This is a genomic window from Sphingomonas aestuarii (assembly GCF_054457155.1).
The window spans coordinates 319,564-335,144 of the sequence record NZ_JBTKVV010000003.1 but is presented as its reverse complement, the minus strand read 5'-3'; the positions used below and the strand labels follow the sequence as shown (position 1 = coordinate 335,144).

16 protein-coding genes are annotated in these 15,581 nt (G+C 64.3%); 7 read left to right on the top strand and 9 right to left on the bottom strand.

What is annotated here, in order from left to right; translation table 11 throughout:
• Window positions 1-241 precede the first annotated feature (241 nt).
• The 4 genes from ACX0GZ_RS07550 (at window position 242) to ACX0GZ_RS07535 (ending at window position 4,570) form a co-directional block, all read left to right on the top strand.
• Entirely contained in the window at window positions 242-1,414 is a 1,173-nt protein-coding gene (locus tag ACX0GZ_RS07550; protein WP_458814966.1) for an LptF/LptG family permease, read from the top strand.
• On the top strand, window positions 1,411-2,511 hold the full coding sequence (lptG, locus tag ACX0GZ_RS07545; protein WP_458814964.1) for an LPS export ABC transporter permease LptG: 1,101 nt from the start codon (window positions 1,411-1,413) through the stop codon (window positions 2,509-2,511). Before ACX0GZ_RS07550 ends, lptG begins: the two co-directional genes overlap by 4 nt.
• Before the next feature lie 111 nt (window positions 2,512-2,622).
• A complete protein-coding gene (locus ACX0GZ_RS07540) occupies window positions 2,623-3,396 on the top strand; it encodes a sterol desaturase family protein (RefSeq protein ID WP_458814962.1) in 774 nt (257 codons plus the stop codon).
• A gap of 16 nt (window positions 3,397-3,412) precedes the next feature.
• On the top strand, window positions 3,413-4,570 hold the full coding sequence (locus ACX0GZ_RS07535; RefSeq protein ID WP_458814960.1) for an N-acetyltransferase: 1,158 nt from the start codon (window positions 3,413-3,415) through the stop codon (window positions 4,568-4,570).
• Between the two features lie 383 nt (window positions 4,571-4,953).
• On the opposite strand, the gene ACX0GZ_RS07530 is transcribed toward ACX0GZ_RS07535, so the two are convergent.
• From ACX0GZ_RS07530 to ACX0GZ_RS07505, 6 genes are all read right to left on the bottom strand, one after another.
• The gene (locus tag ACX0GZ_RS07530; RefSeq protein ID WP_458814958.1) at window positions 4,954-5,226 is read right to left on the bottom strand and encodes a hypothetical protein; all 273 of its coding nucleotides are present in this window, start codon (window positions 5,224-5,226) and stop codon (window positions 4,954-4,956) included.
• A 181-nt stretch (window positions 5,227-5,407) separates the two neighbouring features.
• The gene (xth, locus tag ACX0GZ_RS07525; protein WP_458814956.1) at window positions 5,408-6,178 is read right to left on the bottom strand and encodes an exodeoxyribonuclease III; all 771 of its coding nucleotides are present in this window, start codon (window positions 6,176-6,178) and stop codon (window positions 5,408-5,410) included.
• 3 nt (window positions 6,179-6,181) lie between these two features.
• Window positions 6,182-6,520 carry an iron-sulfur cluster insertion protein ErpA gene (gene erpA / locus ACX0GZ_RS07520; RefSeq protein ID WP_458815270.1) on the bottom strand — a complete coding sequence of 113 codons (339 nt, stop codon included), beginning with the start codon at window positions 6,518-6,520 and terminating at the stop codon, window positions 6,182-6,184.
• A 162-nt stretch (window positions 6,521-6,682) separates the two neighbouring features.
• Window positions 6,683-7,717, bottom strand: coding sequence for a peptidoglycan DD-metalloendopeptidase family protein (locus ACX0GZ_RS07515; protein WP_458814955.1), 1,035 nt, complete (start codon window positions 7,715-7,717; stop codon window positions 6,683-6,685).
• A 448-nt stretch (window positions 7,718-8,165) separates the two neighbouring features.
• The gene (locus ACX0GZ_RS07510; protein ID WP_458814953.1) at window positions 8,166-8,636 is read right to left on the bottom strand and encodes a peroxiredoxin; all 471 of its coding nucleotides are present in this window, start codon (window positions 8,634-8,636) and stop codon (window positions 8,166-8,168) included.
• Window positions 8,633-11,344 (bottom strand): bifunctional [glutamine synthetase] adenylyltransferase/[glutamine synthetase]-adenylyl-L-tyrosine phosphorylase, encoded by a 2,712-nt coding sequence (locus ACX0GZ_RS07505; RefSeq protein WP_458814951.1) that lies wholly within the window; start codon window positions 11,342-11,344, stop codon window positions 8,633-8,635. The genes ACX0GZ_RS07510 and ACX0GZ_RS07505 overlap by 4 nt, the downstream gene beginning before the upstream one ends.
• 73 nt (window positions 11,345-11,417) lie before the next feature.
• Here ACX0GZ_RS07505 and ACX0GZ_RS07500 point away from each other — a divergent pair, with 73 nt between their 5' ends.
• Window positions 11,418-11,603 carry a hypothetical protein gene (locus ACX0GZ_RS07500; protein WP_458814948.1) on the top strand — a complete coding sequence of 62 codons (186 nt, stop codon included), beginning with the start codon at window positions 11,418-11,420 and terminating at the stop codon, window positions 11,601-11,603.
• A 135-nt stretch (window positions 11,604-11,738) separates the two neighbouring features.
• On the opposite strand, the gene ACX0GZ_RS07495 is transcribed toward ACX0GZ_RS07500, so the two are convergent.
• The 3 genes from ACX0GZ_RS07495 to ACX0GZ_RS07485 form a co-directional block, all read right to left on the bottom strand.
• The gene (locus ACX0GZ_RS07495; RefSeq protein ID WP_458814946.1) at window positions 11,739-12,377 is read right to left on the bottom strand and encodes a sigma-70 family RNA polymerase sigma factor; all 639 of its coding nucleotides are present in this window, start codon (window positions 12,375-12,377) and stop codon (window positions 11,739-11,741) included.
• 81 nt (window positions 12,378-12,458) lie between these two features.
• Window positions 12,459-12,596, bottom strand: a complete 138-nt coding sequence (locus ACX0GZ_RS07490) for a hypothetical protein (protein ID WP_458814944.1) — start codon at window positions 12,594-12,596, stop codon at window positions 12,459-12,461.
• Between the two features lie 48 nt (window positions 12,597-12,644).
• Complete coding sequence (locus ACX0GZ_RS07485) at window positions 12,645-13,445, bottom strand: response regulator (RefSeq protein WP_458814942.1); 801 nt, start codon at window positions 13,443-13,445, stop codon at window positions 12,645-12,647.
• A gap of 57 nt (window positions 13,446-13,502) precedes the next feature.
• On the opposite strand from ACX0GZ_RS07485, the gene ACX0GZ_RS07480 reads away from it, so the two are divergent.
• Window positions 13,503-13,898: a NepR family anti-sigma factor gene (locus tag ACX0GZ_RS07480; RefSeq protein WP_458814941.1), complete on the top strand. Its 396-nt coding sequence runs from the start codon at window positions 13,503-13,505 to the stop codon at window positions 13,896-13,898.
• Between the two features lie 10 nt (window positions 13,899-13,908).
• Window positions 13,909-15,495 carry a sensor histidine kinase gene (locus ACX0GZ_RS07475; RefSeq protein WP_458814940.1) on the top strand — a complete coding sequence of 529 codons (1,587 nt, stop codon included), beginning with the start codon at window positions 13,909-13,911 and terminating at the stop codon, window positions 15,493-15,495.
• Window positions 15,496-15,581: the final 86 nt, after the last annotated feature.

Below are 15,581 nucleotides of genomic sequence, written 5' to 3'. Positions count from 1 at the left end.
CACCCCGGCCGAAGTGCCGGGGTCCACTAAGCCGCTTGCGTCTCGCCCGCCCATTCGGCGTGTCGGCCTGCCGCCCGGTGGACCCCTGCACTTCGGCCGGAGTGACGAATTGGGTTGGGGCAATGACCGCCAAGGGGTGACGCCCGCCGCACCCTCGCCTATATCCTCACCTTTCAGGGCCATTCGCCCACCCACTCGCGAACGGACCCGGCCCGCCTTCATGCAGTCGATCGACCGATACATGGCCCGCCTGATCGCGGTGCCGCTGTTCTCGACGTTGCTGATCGCAGCGATGCTGCTGGTGCTCGACCGGATGCTGCGGCTGTTCGATTTCGTCGCGACCGAAGGCGGTCCCGTCGGCGTGGTGTGGCGAATGCTCGCCAACCTGCTGCCCGAATATCTGGGGCTCGGCATCCCGATCGGGCTGCTGCTCGGCATCCTGCTGGCGTTTCGAAAGCTCGCAACGACCTCCGAACTCGACGTGCTTCGCGGCGTCGGCATGAGCTATGGGCGGCTGCTGCGGGTCCCCTATTTCTACGCGATCGTGCTCGCCGCGCTCAATCTCGCGATCGTCGGCTATATCCAGCCCAACGCCCGCTACAATTACGAGGAACTGCGGTTCGAGCTGCGATCGGGCGCGCTGGGTGCGTCGATCAAGGTCGGCGAATTCACCAATTTCGGCGACCGCATGACGCTGCGTATCGAGGAGAGCGAGGATGACGGCGCAAGATTGTCCGGCATTTTCGTCCATGTAAACACCGGCGAGGGCAGCTATCTCGCCGCCACCGCAGAGGCCGGACAGTTCCTCGCGACCGACGATCCCGACGTCATCATCTTTCGCCTGACCAACGGCAATCTGGTCCATAATTCGCCGAGCTTCACCGAGCCGCGGGTGTTGTCCTTTACCGCGCATGACCTGCCGATCGACCTGCCGCGATTCGAGAATTTTCGCCCCCGCGGGGGCCGCGACCTCGAACGCACGTTGGTCGAGCTGATGCAGGTCAGCAAGAATCCTCAAGTGCCGAAAGAGGATCGCGACGCCAGCGCCGCAAATTTCCATTTCCGCGTGGTTGAAGTGGCGACGATGTTCCTGCTGCCGTTGCTCGCGCTCGCGCTCGGGGTGCCGCCGAAGCGATCGACTTCCGCGCTCGGTGTGTTCCTGGCGATCGTGATGATCGTGACGATCCACAAGGTGAACGAATATAGCGAATCGGTCGCCGCGCTCGGCCGGATCGATCCGGTGCTCGCACTATGGGGACCGTTCGCGCTGTTCGCGGCCCTCGTCTTCTGGATGTTCTACCAGATCGCCTATGTCCCCGGCGGCCAGCCGATCGGCGCGATCGACCGCGTCGCGGCCAAGCTGGCCAAGGCGATCGGCAAGCTGCTCCCCGGCCGCAGAAAGGTGCGGGCATGACCAGCCAGATGCAGTTCTTCCCGTCGCGGACCATCGCCTGGTACATGGCAAAGATGTTCCTGCTTCGGACCTTTGCCATCATGGCGGGGCTGGTGCTGGTGCTCCAGACGCTCGACCTGTTATCGGAGAGCGGCAAGATTCTGGCGTTCGACGGCAACGGACAGGCCGAAATCTGGCGCTATGTCAGCTTGCGCACCCCGCAGATCATTGCGCGTTTCCTGCCCTTTTCCGTCTTGCTCGGCACCATCATCACCCTGTCGACGCTCAACCAGAACAGCGAAGTCATCTCGATGAAGGCGGGCGGGCTGTCCGCGCATCAGATTCTCGCCCCGCTGATCCTGGCGAGCTTCGCCGTCGCCGCGATCTCCTTCGCCTTCAACGACCGCATCGTGTCGCGCGCGACCGCGACGCTCCAGCAATGGGAGGCGGTGGATTTCGGCCCCCTCCCCATCGATCGCGGCGACCGCGCGAATGTCTGGGTCCGCGAACGCGACAATCTGATCGAGGTGAAGCAGTTGCGCGGGCGCGGCGACGCGGCACAGTTGGGCGGCATCACCATCTATGAACGCGATGGCGGCGTGCTGCGATCGGTGGTCAGCGGATCGACCGGGCGGCGCGACGGCGACGGCTGGCGGATGGAAGGCGCGCGGCGGTTCGACGTGGCCTCGGGCGGAGTCACCGAACTCGGCAGCGTGCGGTTCGCCCCCGGCGTCCGCCCCGACCAGTTCACGCTCGCCAGCGTCAATGCCGATGGGCTGTCCTTCGGCGCGCTCAACGCCGCGATCGACGATCTGGAAGCCGCCGGACGCCCCACCCAGGCGCTGAAAGGCGCGCTGTGGCACAAGCTGTCGGGGCCGCTTTCCTCGATCCTGATGCCGCTGCTGGGCGCGGTTGCCGCCTTCGGCGTCGCGCGCTCGGGCAAGCTTTTCTGGCGTGCGGTTATTGGAATGGGGCTGGGCTTTGCCTATTTCGTGGCCGACAATTTCGCGCTGGCGATGGGCAATCTGGGGGCATATCCCCCGTTCCTCGCGGCCTGGGCACCGTTTCTGCTGTTCGCGATGATCGGCGAGGCGGTGCTGGTCAGGACCGAGGAATAGCCCGCTACGCTCTGACGAAACGGTCCCAAAACCGCCGCAATGCGTCTGCACAGCGGAGGTTCACGTAGCTTTGGGTAAGTCCGACGACGAACATGGAATAGGGTTGCAGTGATGAAGGCAGCAAGCGCCAAGCCGGGTTTCTGGCAGAAGTCGCACCATCTGGACAAGATGACGTTCAAGGAATTGGTCGTCGCCTATTTCCAATATCCCGCGATCATCGCCTATCTGGCGCTGTCGGTCGTGGCGATGGTGGTGTTCGCCTATTATCCCGCGACCCTGCTCCAGACGCTGGCGTCTATCGTCGTCGCGGCGATGATCTATCCGCTCGCTTGGTATCTGATCCACCGGTTCATCCTCCACTCCAACTGGATGTTCAAGGTGCCGGGGATGGCTTCCACTTGGAAGCGCATCCATTACGACCATCACCAGGATCCCAATCATCTGGAGGTGCTGTTCGGCGCGCTGCACACGACGTTGCCGACGATCGCGCTGGCGAGCATTCCGTTCGGCTATGCCATCGGCGGCGTCGGCGGGGCGATGGCGGCGTTCGCCACGGGTCTCCTGACGACCGCCTTCTACGAATTCTGCCACTGCATCCAGCATCTGGCGTACAAGCCCAAGAACAAGATGCTCGCCGCGTGGAAGAAGAACCACATGGCGCATCATTTCCACGACGAAAACGGCAATTTCGGGATCACCAGCTATTTCTGGGATCACGTTTTCGGCAGCTATTACGATCGTGCGAAGGGCGACCGTCCGCACAAGAGCGAGACGGTGTTTAATCTGGGCTACACCCCCGAAGTTGCCGAGCGTTATCCGCGCGTGAAGGAATTGTCGGGCGGGATCGTTGCCACCACCCACCCGCGCAAGCGCGACGCAGCCTGACACGGGCGCACCGGGGGTGACGATCACGGTTCGGCCGGTTGCGGGGGCAGCCGACAAGAAGGCGTTCATCGACCTTCCCTATCGCCTTTATGCGAACGACCCGCATTGGGTCGCGCCGCTGAAAAGCGAGGTTGCAGGCCAGATCGATCCGGCCAAAAACGGCTGGTTCAGCCATGCCGAGGCGCAGATGATGCTGGCCGAGCGTCAGGGCCGCGTGGTGGGCCGCATCTCTGCGCATGTCGACACGCTGGCGCTGACCATGCCCGCAGAACAGGGCTTCGGCCCCGGTGTCGGCTTCTGGGGCATGTTCGAGGCGGAGGACCGGGAGGCCGGTGACGCGCTGATCGCAGCGGCCGAGGATTGGCTGCGCGCCAAGGGCATGGCTCGCGCGATCGGCCCGATCAGCCTGTCAATCTGGGAAGAACCCGGCCTGCTGGTACAGGGCCACGACCATTCGCCAACCGTGATGATGGGCCATCACCGGCCCGAATATCAGGGCTGGATCGAAGAACGCGGCTATACGCTCGCCAAGGAACTGCGCACCTACGACCTCGACATCACTGGCGGGTTTCCGCCCATCGTCAATCGCATCATTCAATCGGGGGAGCGCAACGACAAGATCGTCATCCGCCGCGTCGACAAGTCGCGCTTCGCCGATGAAGCGACAATCATCCTCGGCATCCTCAACGATGCGTGGAGCGATAACTGGGGCTTCGTGCCGCTGACCCAGCCCGAAATCGACGATGTCGGCAAGAAGCTGAAACCCATCGTCTATGAAGACCTGATCCGCATCGCCGAAATCGACGGCGAGCCGGTGGCGTTCATGATTACGCTGCCCGATCTCAACGAGCCGTTGAAGCCGCTAAAGGGCAGCCTGTTTCCGTTTGGCTGGCTGAAATTGCTGATGTGGCTCCGCCGACCCAAGGCGCGGACGATGCGGGTGCCGTTGATGGGCGTCGTCAAAAGGCTGCAATCGTCGCGGGTCGCCAGCCAGCTCGCCTTCATGATGATCGAATATATCCGCCGCGACGCCATCGCCAAATATGGCGCCAGCCGCGGCGAGATCGGCTGGATCCTGGACGACAATCAAGGGATGCTGGCGATCGCCGACACCATCCAGTCGAAGGTCAACCGCGTTTATCACGTGTACCAGCGCGATATCAGCCAAGCCTAATCGCTGCGCCGTTTGTGCTGACCTAGTCGACCCGCAGGGGGCGTAGCCAACCACTGCCCTTCCGGTCGCGAAGAAGAACAGCACTTCGACAAGCTCAGTGCGAACGGATTTGAGATAAGCCCGTCGAAAAAATCGCCGGTCGGGAACGGGCGGACCCGACCGGCAGTTGCTCATCAACCGTTCGGCACGATCGGTTTGCGCCATTTCGCCGCCGTCATGCAGATGCGCTTGGGGCCGCGGTGATCGGTCATCGCCACATCTCGGCGCAATAGCGCTTCGGCATGGTGATGCGCCCGGCTTCGTTTCGGTGTCGCGGGATCGCCGCTTAGACCGTTTGCGTTGCGTCACCGGTCGCCCCAATGGCGAGCGTTAGCGCAGCGACCTCACCGGCGCGATCCCTTCTGCGCTTCCTTGACGATATCGATGCCTTCGCGCGACCATTCGGCCTGGGTTTTGCACTCGCGTCGCGGCACATGGGATCCGGTCAGCATCTGTTCCACACAATAACGCTGATCGCCGCTCGCCTTTGCCGATTTCGCCGTCGATACACGATCGTTCTTGGGATCTGCGTCACGCGCGAAGGCTGGTGCACTTGTGGCGACCACACCAAGTCCGGCAAGCGCCACGATCGCGGCGCGGGTGAATTTCTGATGCATGTTTCCCTCCATCCGTGAGCGCGGACAGGGGACGCCGCCTCACAGCGGCAACAGGTGCATTAGTCGTGCCAAACACCTAAAACTTTTATCTTCAATAGCTTAGATCATGGCGATTTCGATTACGCCTGTAAACGACGCCAACTCATCGTGTATTATACCAATAATACGCAAAGATGCGTCGCTACCTTATGCGAACCCAGGTCGGGGCATGGTCGCTGGCCTTTTCGCGCCCGCGATACTCCTTGTCCACGCCCGCATCGACGAAGCGGTCGGCGGCTTCGGGTGACAGCAACAGGTGATCGATGCGGAACCCCGCGTCGCGCTGCCAGGCACCCGCCTGATAGTCCCAGAAGGTCCACACCCCGCCGACCGGAAACCGCGTGCGAAGGCTGTCGGTCCAGCCCTGTGCCAGCAAAGCGCGGTAACCGGCGCGCGATTCGGGCTGCATCAGCGCATCGTCCTGCATCGCACCCACCGAAAACGTGTCGTCGTCGTTGGGGATGACGTTGTAATCGCCCGCCAGCACCACCGGGCGCTCCATGGCCAGCAATTCGCGCGCCCGTGCCCGGAGCCGATCGATCCAGCGCAGCTTGTAATCGAATTTCGGCCCCGGCTGCGGATTGCCGTTGGGCAGATAGATCGAAGCGACGACCAACCCGTCCACTTCCGCCTCGATATAGCGGCTGTGCTCGTCCTCATCCTCGCCGGCAAGGCCGCGCTGGCGTTCGACCGGATCGCACCCTTTGGCCAGAATCGCGACGCCGTTGAACCCTTTTTGCCCATGCCAGACCGCGCCGTAGCCCGCCGCGCGGATATCGGCTTCGGGAACGGTTTCGTCGGAGGATTTGAGTTCCTGGAGGCAGACGATATCGGGCGCCTGCTCGGTCAGATATTCGACCAGCCGCGGCAGCCGCGCCTTGATCCCGTTGACGTTGTAGCTGACGATCTTCAACGATCAGATCGCGAAGCTGGAGCCGCAGCCGCAACCGGCGGCCGCATTGGGATTGTCCACGCGGAACGCCGCACCGCCCAGCGATTCGACGTAATCGACGCGCGCGCCGCTCACCAAATCCAGGCTGATCGGATCGACCACCAGTATGACGCCGTCGGTATCCGCGCGAATGTCGTCGACCTCGACGCCGTCGGCCAGCCCGAACTTATACTGGAAGCCCGAACAGCCACCCCCCTCTACCGACAGGCGCAGGATTGCAGGCTTGGCCTGTCGTCCGGCAATCGCCGCAACCCGCGCGGCGGCGGTGGGCGTGAGTTCGAGAGGCGGTGCATCGCTGGTCATGCCCACCAGATAGGCGACCGACACCCCGCGAGCAATGGCGGGGCAAGCCATTCCGCGTACATACCCAATTTGAATTCCACCCCTTGGTCCTGACCGCACCCACGAAAAAGCCCGGCGAAGCATATGCTTGCCGGGCCTCTCGATTGCTGAGCCAATGCGAACTTACTTGGCCGGGCCACCCATGCCAGCCGAATTGCGGCTCTTGAGCGCGCGATCCTGCATCGCGACGAGCTGGTCGCCCGCCTGGATATAAGGCGTCGGGTTGACGGCGCGGCCGTCGATGCGGACTTCGTAATGGAGATGCGGACCGGTCGATCGGCCGGTCGAGCCCATCAGGCCGATCAGCTGGCCGCGACGGACGCGGGTGTTGGGATTGACCAGCATCTTCGACAAATGCGCGTAGCGGGTCTGGATACCCTTGCCGTGGTTGATTTCGACGAGCAGGCCATAAGCGCCAGCGCGCTCCGACCGCGACACGATGCCGTCGGCGGTGGCGTAGATCGGCGTGCCGACCGGCCCGGGAATATCGAGCCCGGCGTGGAATGCCTGCGAACCGCGGAACGGATCGCTGCGCACGCCGAAGCTGCTGGTCAGGCGCATTTCGGCGACTGGCTGCATCGACGGGATCGCGATCGACGCTTCCTCAAGCGAATCGAGCCGCTTCCAGCTTTGCACCAGCGAACGGAATTGCGCGTCGGCGGAAGCCTCGGCAGCGTTGTTCTCGTTCACTTCCTCAAGCGGACCGCCCATCGCGCCGCGCGTCGCGATGCGATTGGGCGACAGGCCCAGACGGCGCAACTCGCGTGCGGTTTCGGCGTAGCGCGCCTGAAGCGCGGCGTCGGCCTTTGCGACCATTGCCATCTGACCGGCTTCGGCACGGCGCAGCGGCGCCAGAATTTCAGCGGTCTCGGCGTCGATCGCGCCCGATGCGGTCAGCGCAGCGAGATCGAAATCGCCCGGATTGCCCTCGCCCGCCATAGCCGCGACGATCAGCGCCTGACGCTGTTCGAGCAATTTGGCGTGTTCGGCAGCGGCGGTGCGAACCTTGGCGACGTTCGCCTGCATTTCGGCGACTTCACGCTCCATCTCGGCGAGCTTCGCGCCCGAGGTCACACCCGTCACGGCAGCGGCGCCCGATGCGGCCTGCGTCACGCCATAGGCGGAAAAGCACAGGGTGACGGCGGCGATCCCGGCCATCAGTGCCTGAGTCCGACCGGCAACGCTAAATTCGCGCACGTCGCGACCGTCGTTGAAGATGAAATCCCTGGTGGTGAAAAGCGAACGGAACTTTTGGAGCCCCGTCGTCGTTAGGCTGTTTACGGTTGCGATCATTGATCCCCGGCGACCCGAATTTGGAGCCCCGCCCCTTTGCCAAGGCGGTGGCAGAAAATTGCGATGTCCCGTCAGCAGCCCCTCCGCTCCGGAACAGGGATGTTAGTGCGGAAGCCCGTCAACCAACACAATAGTTTGCTCGATTAGGCGAGGTAAACCGCCTGTGCCGTGCGCCGAGTCGTTGAACCGCAGCGAAATCGGTCCGTAAATCTGCTGATTGACGCCGATTTTTCGAATCCGTTTCGCAGCCGAAACCGGCCTCTTGCCTCGCCGATTCGGGTGCGTGACGGCGACCGAGCGAGGCCATTTGCCGTCAATCGCGCGACAATGTTCGTGCGGCCTCGAACACCGCATCGACATGACCCGGTACGCGCACCTTGCGCCATTCGCGCACCAGTTTCCCGTCGGCATCGAACAGGAAGGTCGATCGGTCGATGCCCATATAGTTCTTGCCGTAGAGCGATTTTTCGATCCACGACCCGAACGCCTCCAGCGCCGACCCGTCATCGGTCGCGAGATCGATGTTCAGCGCGTATTTTTCCGTGAATTTGGCGTGCTTGGCGGGGCTGTCCTTCGACACGCCGAGGATATCGACGCCAAGCGCGGCAAAGTCGTCGGCGCGGTCGCTGAACCCTTGCGCCTCCTTGGTGCAGCCCGGCGTGTCGTCCCTGGGATAGAAATAGAGGAGCAGCGCCCTGCCCTTTCGGCTCGCCAGCGATTGCGTGCTGCCGTCCATCATCGTCAGCGCAACATCCGGCAAGCGGTCTCCGACTGCGATCGTCATGGCGTCACTCCCTGTTCCTGGCGATTATCGTCGCGCACCTGCGCCCAGCAATCGCGCACCGTCTGCCGCGCGGCGTCGAGCGCGGCAACCACGTCGTCCCAGCTTTCATGCCCGGTCGCCTGCGCGACGATCGCCTGGGTTGCGGGCGGCGGCGCATTGCCATCGGGCGCGACCAGCCGCAGCGCCACCAGCAACCGCGTCATCAGGTCGTGCGCCGCCTCCAGCCCGGCGGGCAGCAGCCCCTCGTTCGCCAACAGCGCGATGGCGCGGCCCAGATGCGGGTCGAAACCGCTGCGATGGATCAGCTGTCGGACGTGCACCGCGAATTCCAGATCGACGAGGCCGCCATCCAGCAATTTGACGTCGAACGGTCCGGCGGGCGGTTTGTGCGCGGCCATCTCGTCGCGCATCGTCGCCGCTTCCGCCACCACGTCGCGCGCCGGGCGATCCCCGGCCAGCACCGCGTAGATCGCCGCCTGAACCGCGCCACGCGCCTGCGCCGAGCCATAGACGGCACGCGCACGTGTCAGCGCCATATGCTCCCAGGTCCAGGCCTGTTCGCGCTGATATTTGGCGAAGCCGTCGAGCGAGACGACCAGCGGACCCTGCGCCCCTGAAGGCCGCAGCCGCGTGTCGATCTCATACAACGGACCCGATGCGGTCTGCACCGACAGCGCCCCCGACAATCGCTGCGCCAGCCGGTTGTAATAGAGCACCGCGCCCAGCGGCTTCTTGCCATCCGATTCGGCCGAATAATCGCCGGTGAACAGGTAGATGAGGTCGAGGTCCGAGGCATGGGTCAGCGCCTCTCCGCCATAGCGCCCCAGCGCCAGGATCACGAGTTCGCTGTCCGGCACCCGCCCGTGCGCGCTCGCAAATTCGGCAATGGTGGCATCCGCCAGCACCTGGATCGCCGCGTCCGCCAGCCGGGCATAGCCGTGCGACACCTCCAGCGGATCGGACGCCCCCGCGACGATCTGAACCCCCAGCGCAAAGCGGGTTTCGTTGACGATCTTTCGAACATGGTCGAGCAGCGCCTGATAATCGCCGCCCGCATCGACCGCCCGCATTTCGTCCGCCAGCGCCGCCGCATCGGGCACCTCGCCCAGCGCGGTCGCGTCGATCAGCCGGTCGAGCAGTTCGACGCGGCGACCAAGCACATCGGCCAAGGTCGGCGCATGGCTCAATATCGTGCCCAGCAGCCGCGCGAGCGCCGGGCGCGCCTCCATCAGGCGGAAGAAATTGATCGCGCTCGGCAGGCGCGACAGGATCGCATCGAGCCGGAGCAGTGCCGCGCCGGGGTCCGCCGCCTCGCGCATCGCCTCGACCAGCCGGGGCAGCGCTGCCTCCAGCGCGGTCTGCGCCGCCGGGCTCCTGAGCGCGGGATAGCGGGCGGCGCGCCATCCCTGCACCAGCCGCGTCGCCTGTTCGGGATCGGCAAAGCCCGCCCCCTTCAACTGTGCGGTCAGCGATTCGCCTTCGCTGGCAAGCGCGCTGTCGCCGTCCGGATCGAGCGCGTCGTAAAGCGCCCCCACCGCCTCGATATGTGGGCGAATGAGCGCGACCAGGGCGTCGCCATCCGCCAGGCCGTGCAGCCGCGCGACCCGATCGAGCGCGTCGGGGACATCGGGCAGCGCGTGAGTCTGGCGATCGTCGATCATCTGCACCCGGTGCTCGATCGTCCGAAGCAAGCGATATGCGCTCCCCAGATCGCGCGCCGCATCCCCGGCGATCCATCCCGCCGCCGACAGCTTCGCCAGCGCGTCCAGCGTCGCGGGCGCGCGCAGGGCGGGGTCGCGCCCGCCGTGGATCAGCTGATGCACCTGTGCGAAGAATTCGACTTCGCGAATGCCGCCGCGCCCGCGCTTCAGATCATATCCGGGGCCGAACGCCTGACCTTGCGCATAGTGATCGCGGATGCGCCGGGTGATCGACCGTATCTCGCCGATCGCCCCGTAATCGAGCGCGCGCCGCCAGACAAAGGGTCGGATCGCCGACAGGAAATAATCGCCTAGCGCCGCATCGCCCGCACAGCCGCGCGCGCGGATGAATGCCGCCCGCTCCCACGGCAGCGCCTGCGATTCATAATAGGAGATCGCCGCGTTGACGGGGATCGCGATCGGCGTTGCCTCCGGCGACGGGCGCAACCGCAGATCGACGCGCAATACATAGCCGTCGCCGTCGCGTGCCTGGAGCAGTTCAACGACCCGCTTGGCGATCCGCACCGCAGCCTCTTCGGGCGCTTCGTTCGCCTTGGTCGGCAGCGTCCGGGGGTCGAACAACAGGATCGGATCGATATCCGACGAATAGTTGAGTTCGTGGCTCCCCTGCTTGCCGAGCGCGATGGCGACGAAGCCGCGCGGCGCCGCACCCGGCGTCCGCTCCTCGATCGCCGCCCGGATCGCGCGGTCGAGCGCGCGGTCGGCGAAAGCGCTCAGCACCCCGGTGACCCGCTCCAGCGGATATTCGCCCGCCAGGTCGCCCACCGCGACGATCAGCGCCAGCCGCCGCCGTGCGACGCGAAGCGCCTGTGCGACCGGCAGGTCGAGCGTATCGGCTTCGGCGGCGGCGATCGGATCGGCCATCGCCGACGCCATGCTGGCGACCAGTTCGCCTTCGCGCGCCGCGATCATGCGGAGAAACGGCGAATTTGATTCGATCCGCCGCACCGCGTCGTCGATTCCCACCGTTCCCATCGTGTCCATCATGCCGCAGTCGCATCCTTTTTGGCCTGCCCGCGAAATCAGGCAACGATTGGTGCTTTCGGTCGTTCTACCGGACATGAGCTTTCTGAGCCAACAGGACCGTAACGGACGCGCGGGTCGCCCCTATGTGGTGCAGAACCCGGTCGAAATCGCGCGCCTCGGCCCGGCGCTCAGGTCTGCTTTCGAGCGCAACACGCTGCCCAGCGACATGGTGGCCTGCCTCGACAAGCTCGATGCGCTGACCGGGACGGACAAACGCTGAGCGCTTGCGAGATTTGCGAGCGCAAACCGTCGGCTTCTGAAAACCCAACCTGCCCCACCCGTTCGTTTCGAGCAAAATGTTGGCTAAATCCGGGATCGAACGCGCTGAGATCGGGGGCGCAGACCACCCTGAACCTCACCGGCCGCGGCTGAGGTCGTCCACTTCGTCCATGATCGTATCGAGCGTCGAACGATCGGGATCCTGCTTGTGCAGGCGCCGCGATTCGAGTTGCCCGTCGCTCAACAATCCTTCGAGCGCAACGCGCCCGCGTGCCACGCGGCTCTTGATCGTGCCGACCGCGACGCCGCAGATTTCCGCCGCTTCCTCATAGGCAAAGCCGCCTGCGCCGACCAGAATCAGCGCCTCGCGCTGCGGTTGGGGCAAATGCATCAACGCGCGCTGCATATCCGACAGTTCGACATGGCGGTCCTGGCTAGCCGGAGCCGCGAGAATGCGGTCGGCGACCAAGTCGTCCCATTCGCCGCGAAACCGTGACCGGCGCATTTGCGACAGGAACAGGTTGCGCAGGATGATGAAGGTCCAGGCGCGCATGTTGGTGCCCGCCTGAAACCGCTGACGCGCGGCCCATGCCTTGAGCAAGGTTTCCTGAACCAGATCGTCGGCGAGATCGCGGTTGCCCGACAGCGAGCGCCCGAACGCGCGCAGATGCGGGATCACCTGCGCCAGCTGGGTTTTGAACTCATCGTCGGACAGCGCGACATGTTCGACCGCTGCCGCGGTTTCGCCGTCGTCGTCATAGTCGGGGTCGGTCATCGAATTCCGATCGGACGCGGGGCGGATGGGCGAACCATCCGCCGAACCTAGCGTCGGAAGTGCAGGGATACTAGTGCCGCCTTAGCGAAGATAAGTGAGCGCCACGAAGACGATAATCACCAGCACCAGCGATACGGGGAGGATGACGCGCGTCATGTGCGGCGTTGCCCCCGCGCGTGCCCGTTCGCCATCGATATGGGTTTCTTTGTCGTCAGCCATATTCACTCAACCCCCCAATATCGTTTTGGGTCCGTCCCGATCCGCGATTTAATTGGCGGGGACCGTCGCCTGATCGAAGAACAGCGCCTGGCTGATCGCAGCCTTCACCGTCGAGCGCTGGAACGGCTTGGTGATCAGGAAGGTCGGCTCGGGCCGCTCGCCGGTCAACAGCCGCTCGGGGAAGGCGGTGATGAAAATGACGGGCACGTTGAATTCGGCCAGAATATCCTTCACCGCGTCGATTCCCGACGAATCGTCGGCCAGCTGGATGTCGGCCAGCACCAGGCCGGGCCGGTCCTCCATCGCCAGCGCGACCGCTTCGTCGCGGGTGACGGCAACACCGGTCACGTCATGGCCCAGGTCGCGGACGATCTGTTCGATGTCCATCGCGATGATCGGCTCGTCCTCGATGATGAGTACGCGCGCGCGCGTCTGGCGATCGATTTCTGACAGCGCGTCCGACACCAGTTCGTCGACCTCGCCGGTCGATGCGCCGATCAGATAGGCCGTGTCTTCGGTGGTGAAGCCTTCCATCGCGGTCAGCAGCAGCGCCTGGCGCGACACCGGCGCGATGCGGGCAAGACGTGCGCGCGCGATGGCTTCGTTGTCGTCGTCGCCGCCCATATCGACATCGCCGTCATCGACATGGGTCGACGACCAGATCACCTGAAAGGTGCGGTAAAGCCCCAGCCGGGGATCGACGTCGCGCGGAAACTCCTCCGGTGCGGCGACGATCGCCTCCAGCGTGGCGCGAACGTAACGATCGCCTTCGGTCTGGCTGCCGGTAAGCGCGCGGCCATAGCGCCGCAAAAAGGGAAGATGCGGCGCGAGCTGCTGTCCAAGCGACATGGGCGAATATTACTCCTTCGAAGCGAACCGCCGCCATTTGAGAAGCGATTCAACCATTTGCAATCCTGTTTCGGCACGCATCGAAGTTTGCCCCCCGAATTTTGTACCGAGCATGGAACCAACGAAGCGATCTTTGGTTTCATGATTTCTGCGAGCGGTGTAACCGCAGCCAAAATCGCCCCGTCAGGGAGCGAATTGAAATTTAGTGTCCCGGATTATGCGGGTTCTAAGGGGGACGTTGTGCAGTCGGGAAACGGTACAGATGGTGGACCCGGTCAAACGGATAACATGAACGATACAGAATCAGCAGTTTCCAGCCCCAAATCTTCGAAGACCGGTTCGCGCAACGCCCAGGACAAATCCGTGGGCGATGCTTTGCGGGCCGTCTATCACGATGCCGTCGATGAAAAGGTTCCCGATTCCATGCTCGACCTGTTGAGCAAGCTCGGCTGACAATTTCCGCATGACCGATCAGCCCAAACCCGGCAGCGGGATCGACCGCCGCCCGGCGGCGTTGTTCGTGAACCTGCCGACTGGCGCCAAACTCTTCGCGATCCTGTCGATCGCCTTGCTGCCGTTTGCGATCATCGCCTTTTTCGCCTCGGTCCAGACCACCCGCATCGCCGATCAGGAAACCCGCTCGCGGCTGCGCGTCGCCGCAACCGAAAGCGCCCGCGCGCTGTCGATCGAATTGCTCGGCGATGTCAGCGCGCTGCGTGTCGCGCTCGACACGCTGGGCGGCGATCCGAACAACGCGCCGGGATGCGCCCGGTTACAGGGCGTGTTCGCCCAGCAATTTTCCGCTGGCACGCGCTTTGCCGTGACCGACGCCGCCGACCGGCTGATCTGCGGAGCGAGGATCCCGCTGCCCGATCTGGAAACCCCCGGCTCTCCCGGTGACGTCGCCGCGACATTGATCGACGGACAGGGACTGGCCATCCGCCTGGCGAGCAGCGACGGATCGACCACCGCCACCGCCTTTTTCCCCGCCGCCTTTCTTGCCGAAATCGCCCGCCCCACCGAATTCGCCCCGCCCTATTCGGCCGAGCTGACGCGCGGCGGGGAATCGCTGGTGCTGCGCGAACTCGCGGAACGCACCGCGCTCGACCGGCGTGAGCGGCTGACCGTCGATCTCGATTTCGAAGGGTTGGCGCTCGACGTGTCGGTGCGCGCCGCGCCGATCACCCCGCCGACACTGGTGACGATGCTGCTCCCGCTCATCATGTGGTTCGCCGCCGCCGCGCTTTCGTGGTTCGTGGTCGATCGCCTTCTGATCCGCCCGCTTCGTCGCCTGCGGACGACGGTCGGCAGCTATGTGCCCGGCACCACCATGCCCGAACTGGCGGCGATGCGCGCCCCTGCACAGGAAATCCGCGAACTGGGCGCAACCTTCGGGCGGTTGACCGAGACGGTCGCGGAGCATGAGGAAAATCTGGCGCAAGGCCTTGTCCGCCAGACGCGGCTGACGCGCGAAGTCCATCACCGGGTCAAGAACAACCTCCAGGTGATCGCCAGCCTCATCAACTTCCATTCGCGCGGCGCGGAAACCCGTGAGGCGGCACAGGCCTATGCTTCGATCCAGCGCCGCGTCGACGCGCTCGCGGTCGTCCACCGCTATCACTATGCGGAGATGGAGGAAAATCGCGGGGTCGAATTGCGGTCGGTGCTGGGCGAACTGGCGTCGAACATCCGCGCCACCGCCGCCGATATTGACGGTGCGCCCGCCATCACGCTCGACCTCGATCCGATCATGGTCAGCCAGGACGTCGCGGTCGCCGCCGCCTTTCTGATGACCGAAATCATCGAACTGGCGATGGCCGCGCGCAAGCCGACTGCGATCTCGATCTCGCTCAAACCGCGATCCGACGACGCAGCATTCGCGGTGCTGCGCGCGTCGTCGCCTTCGCTGGTATCGGGCGAAGCGTTCGATCATCTGAACACCACCCGCTATGGTCGCGTCATCGGCGGCCTTGCCCGACAATTGCGCGCGCCACTCCATTATGATCCGCTGGTCGGCAGCTACGAAATCGCGATTTCGGTCATCGGCTGACCCGTTTCAAATTTTTCGAACTTTTTTGCATCGCGGCGGGAACCCGTCTTGTCGTTCGTCGTTCTGCTCTTCGGATAGCGACTCTT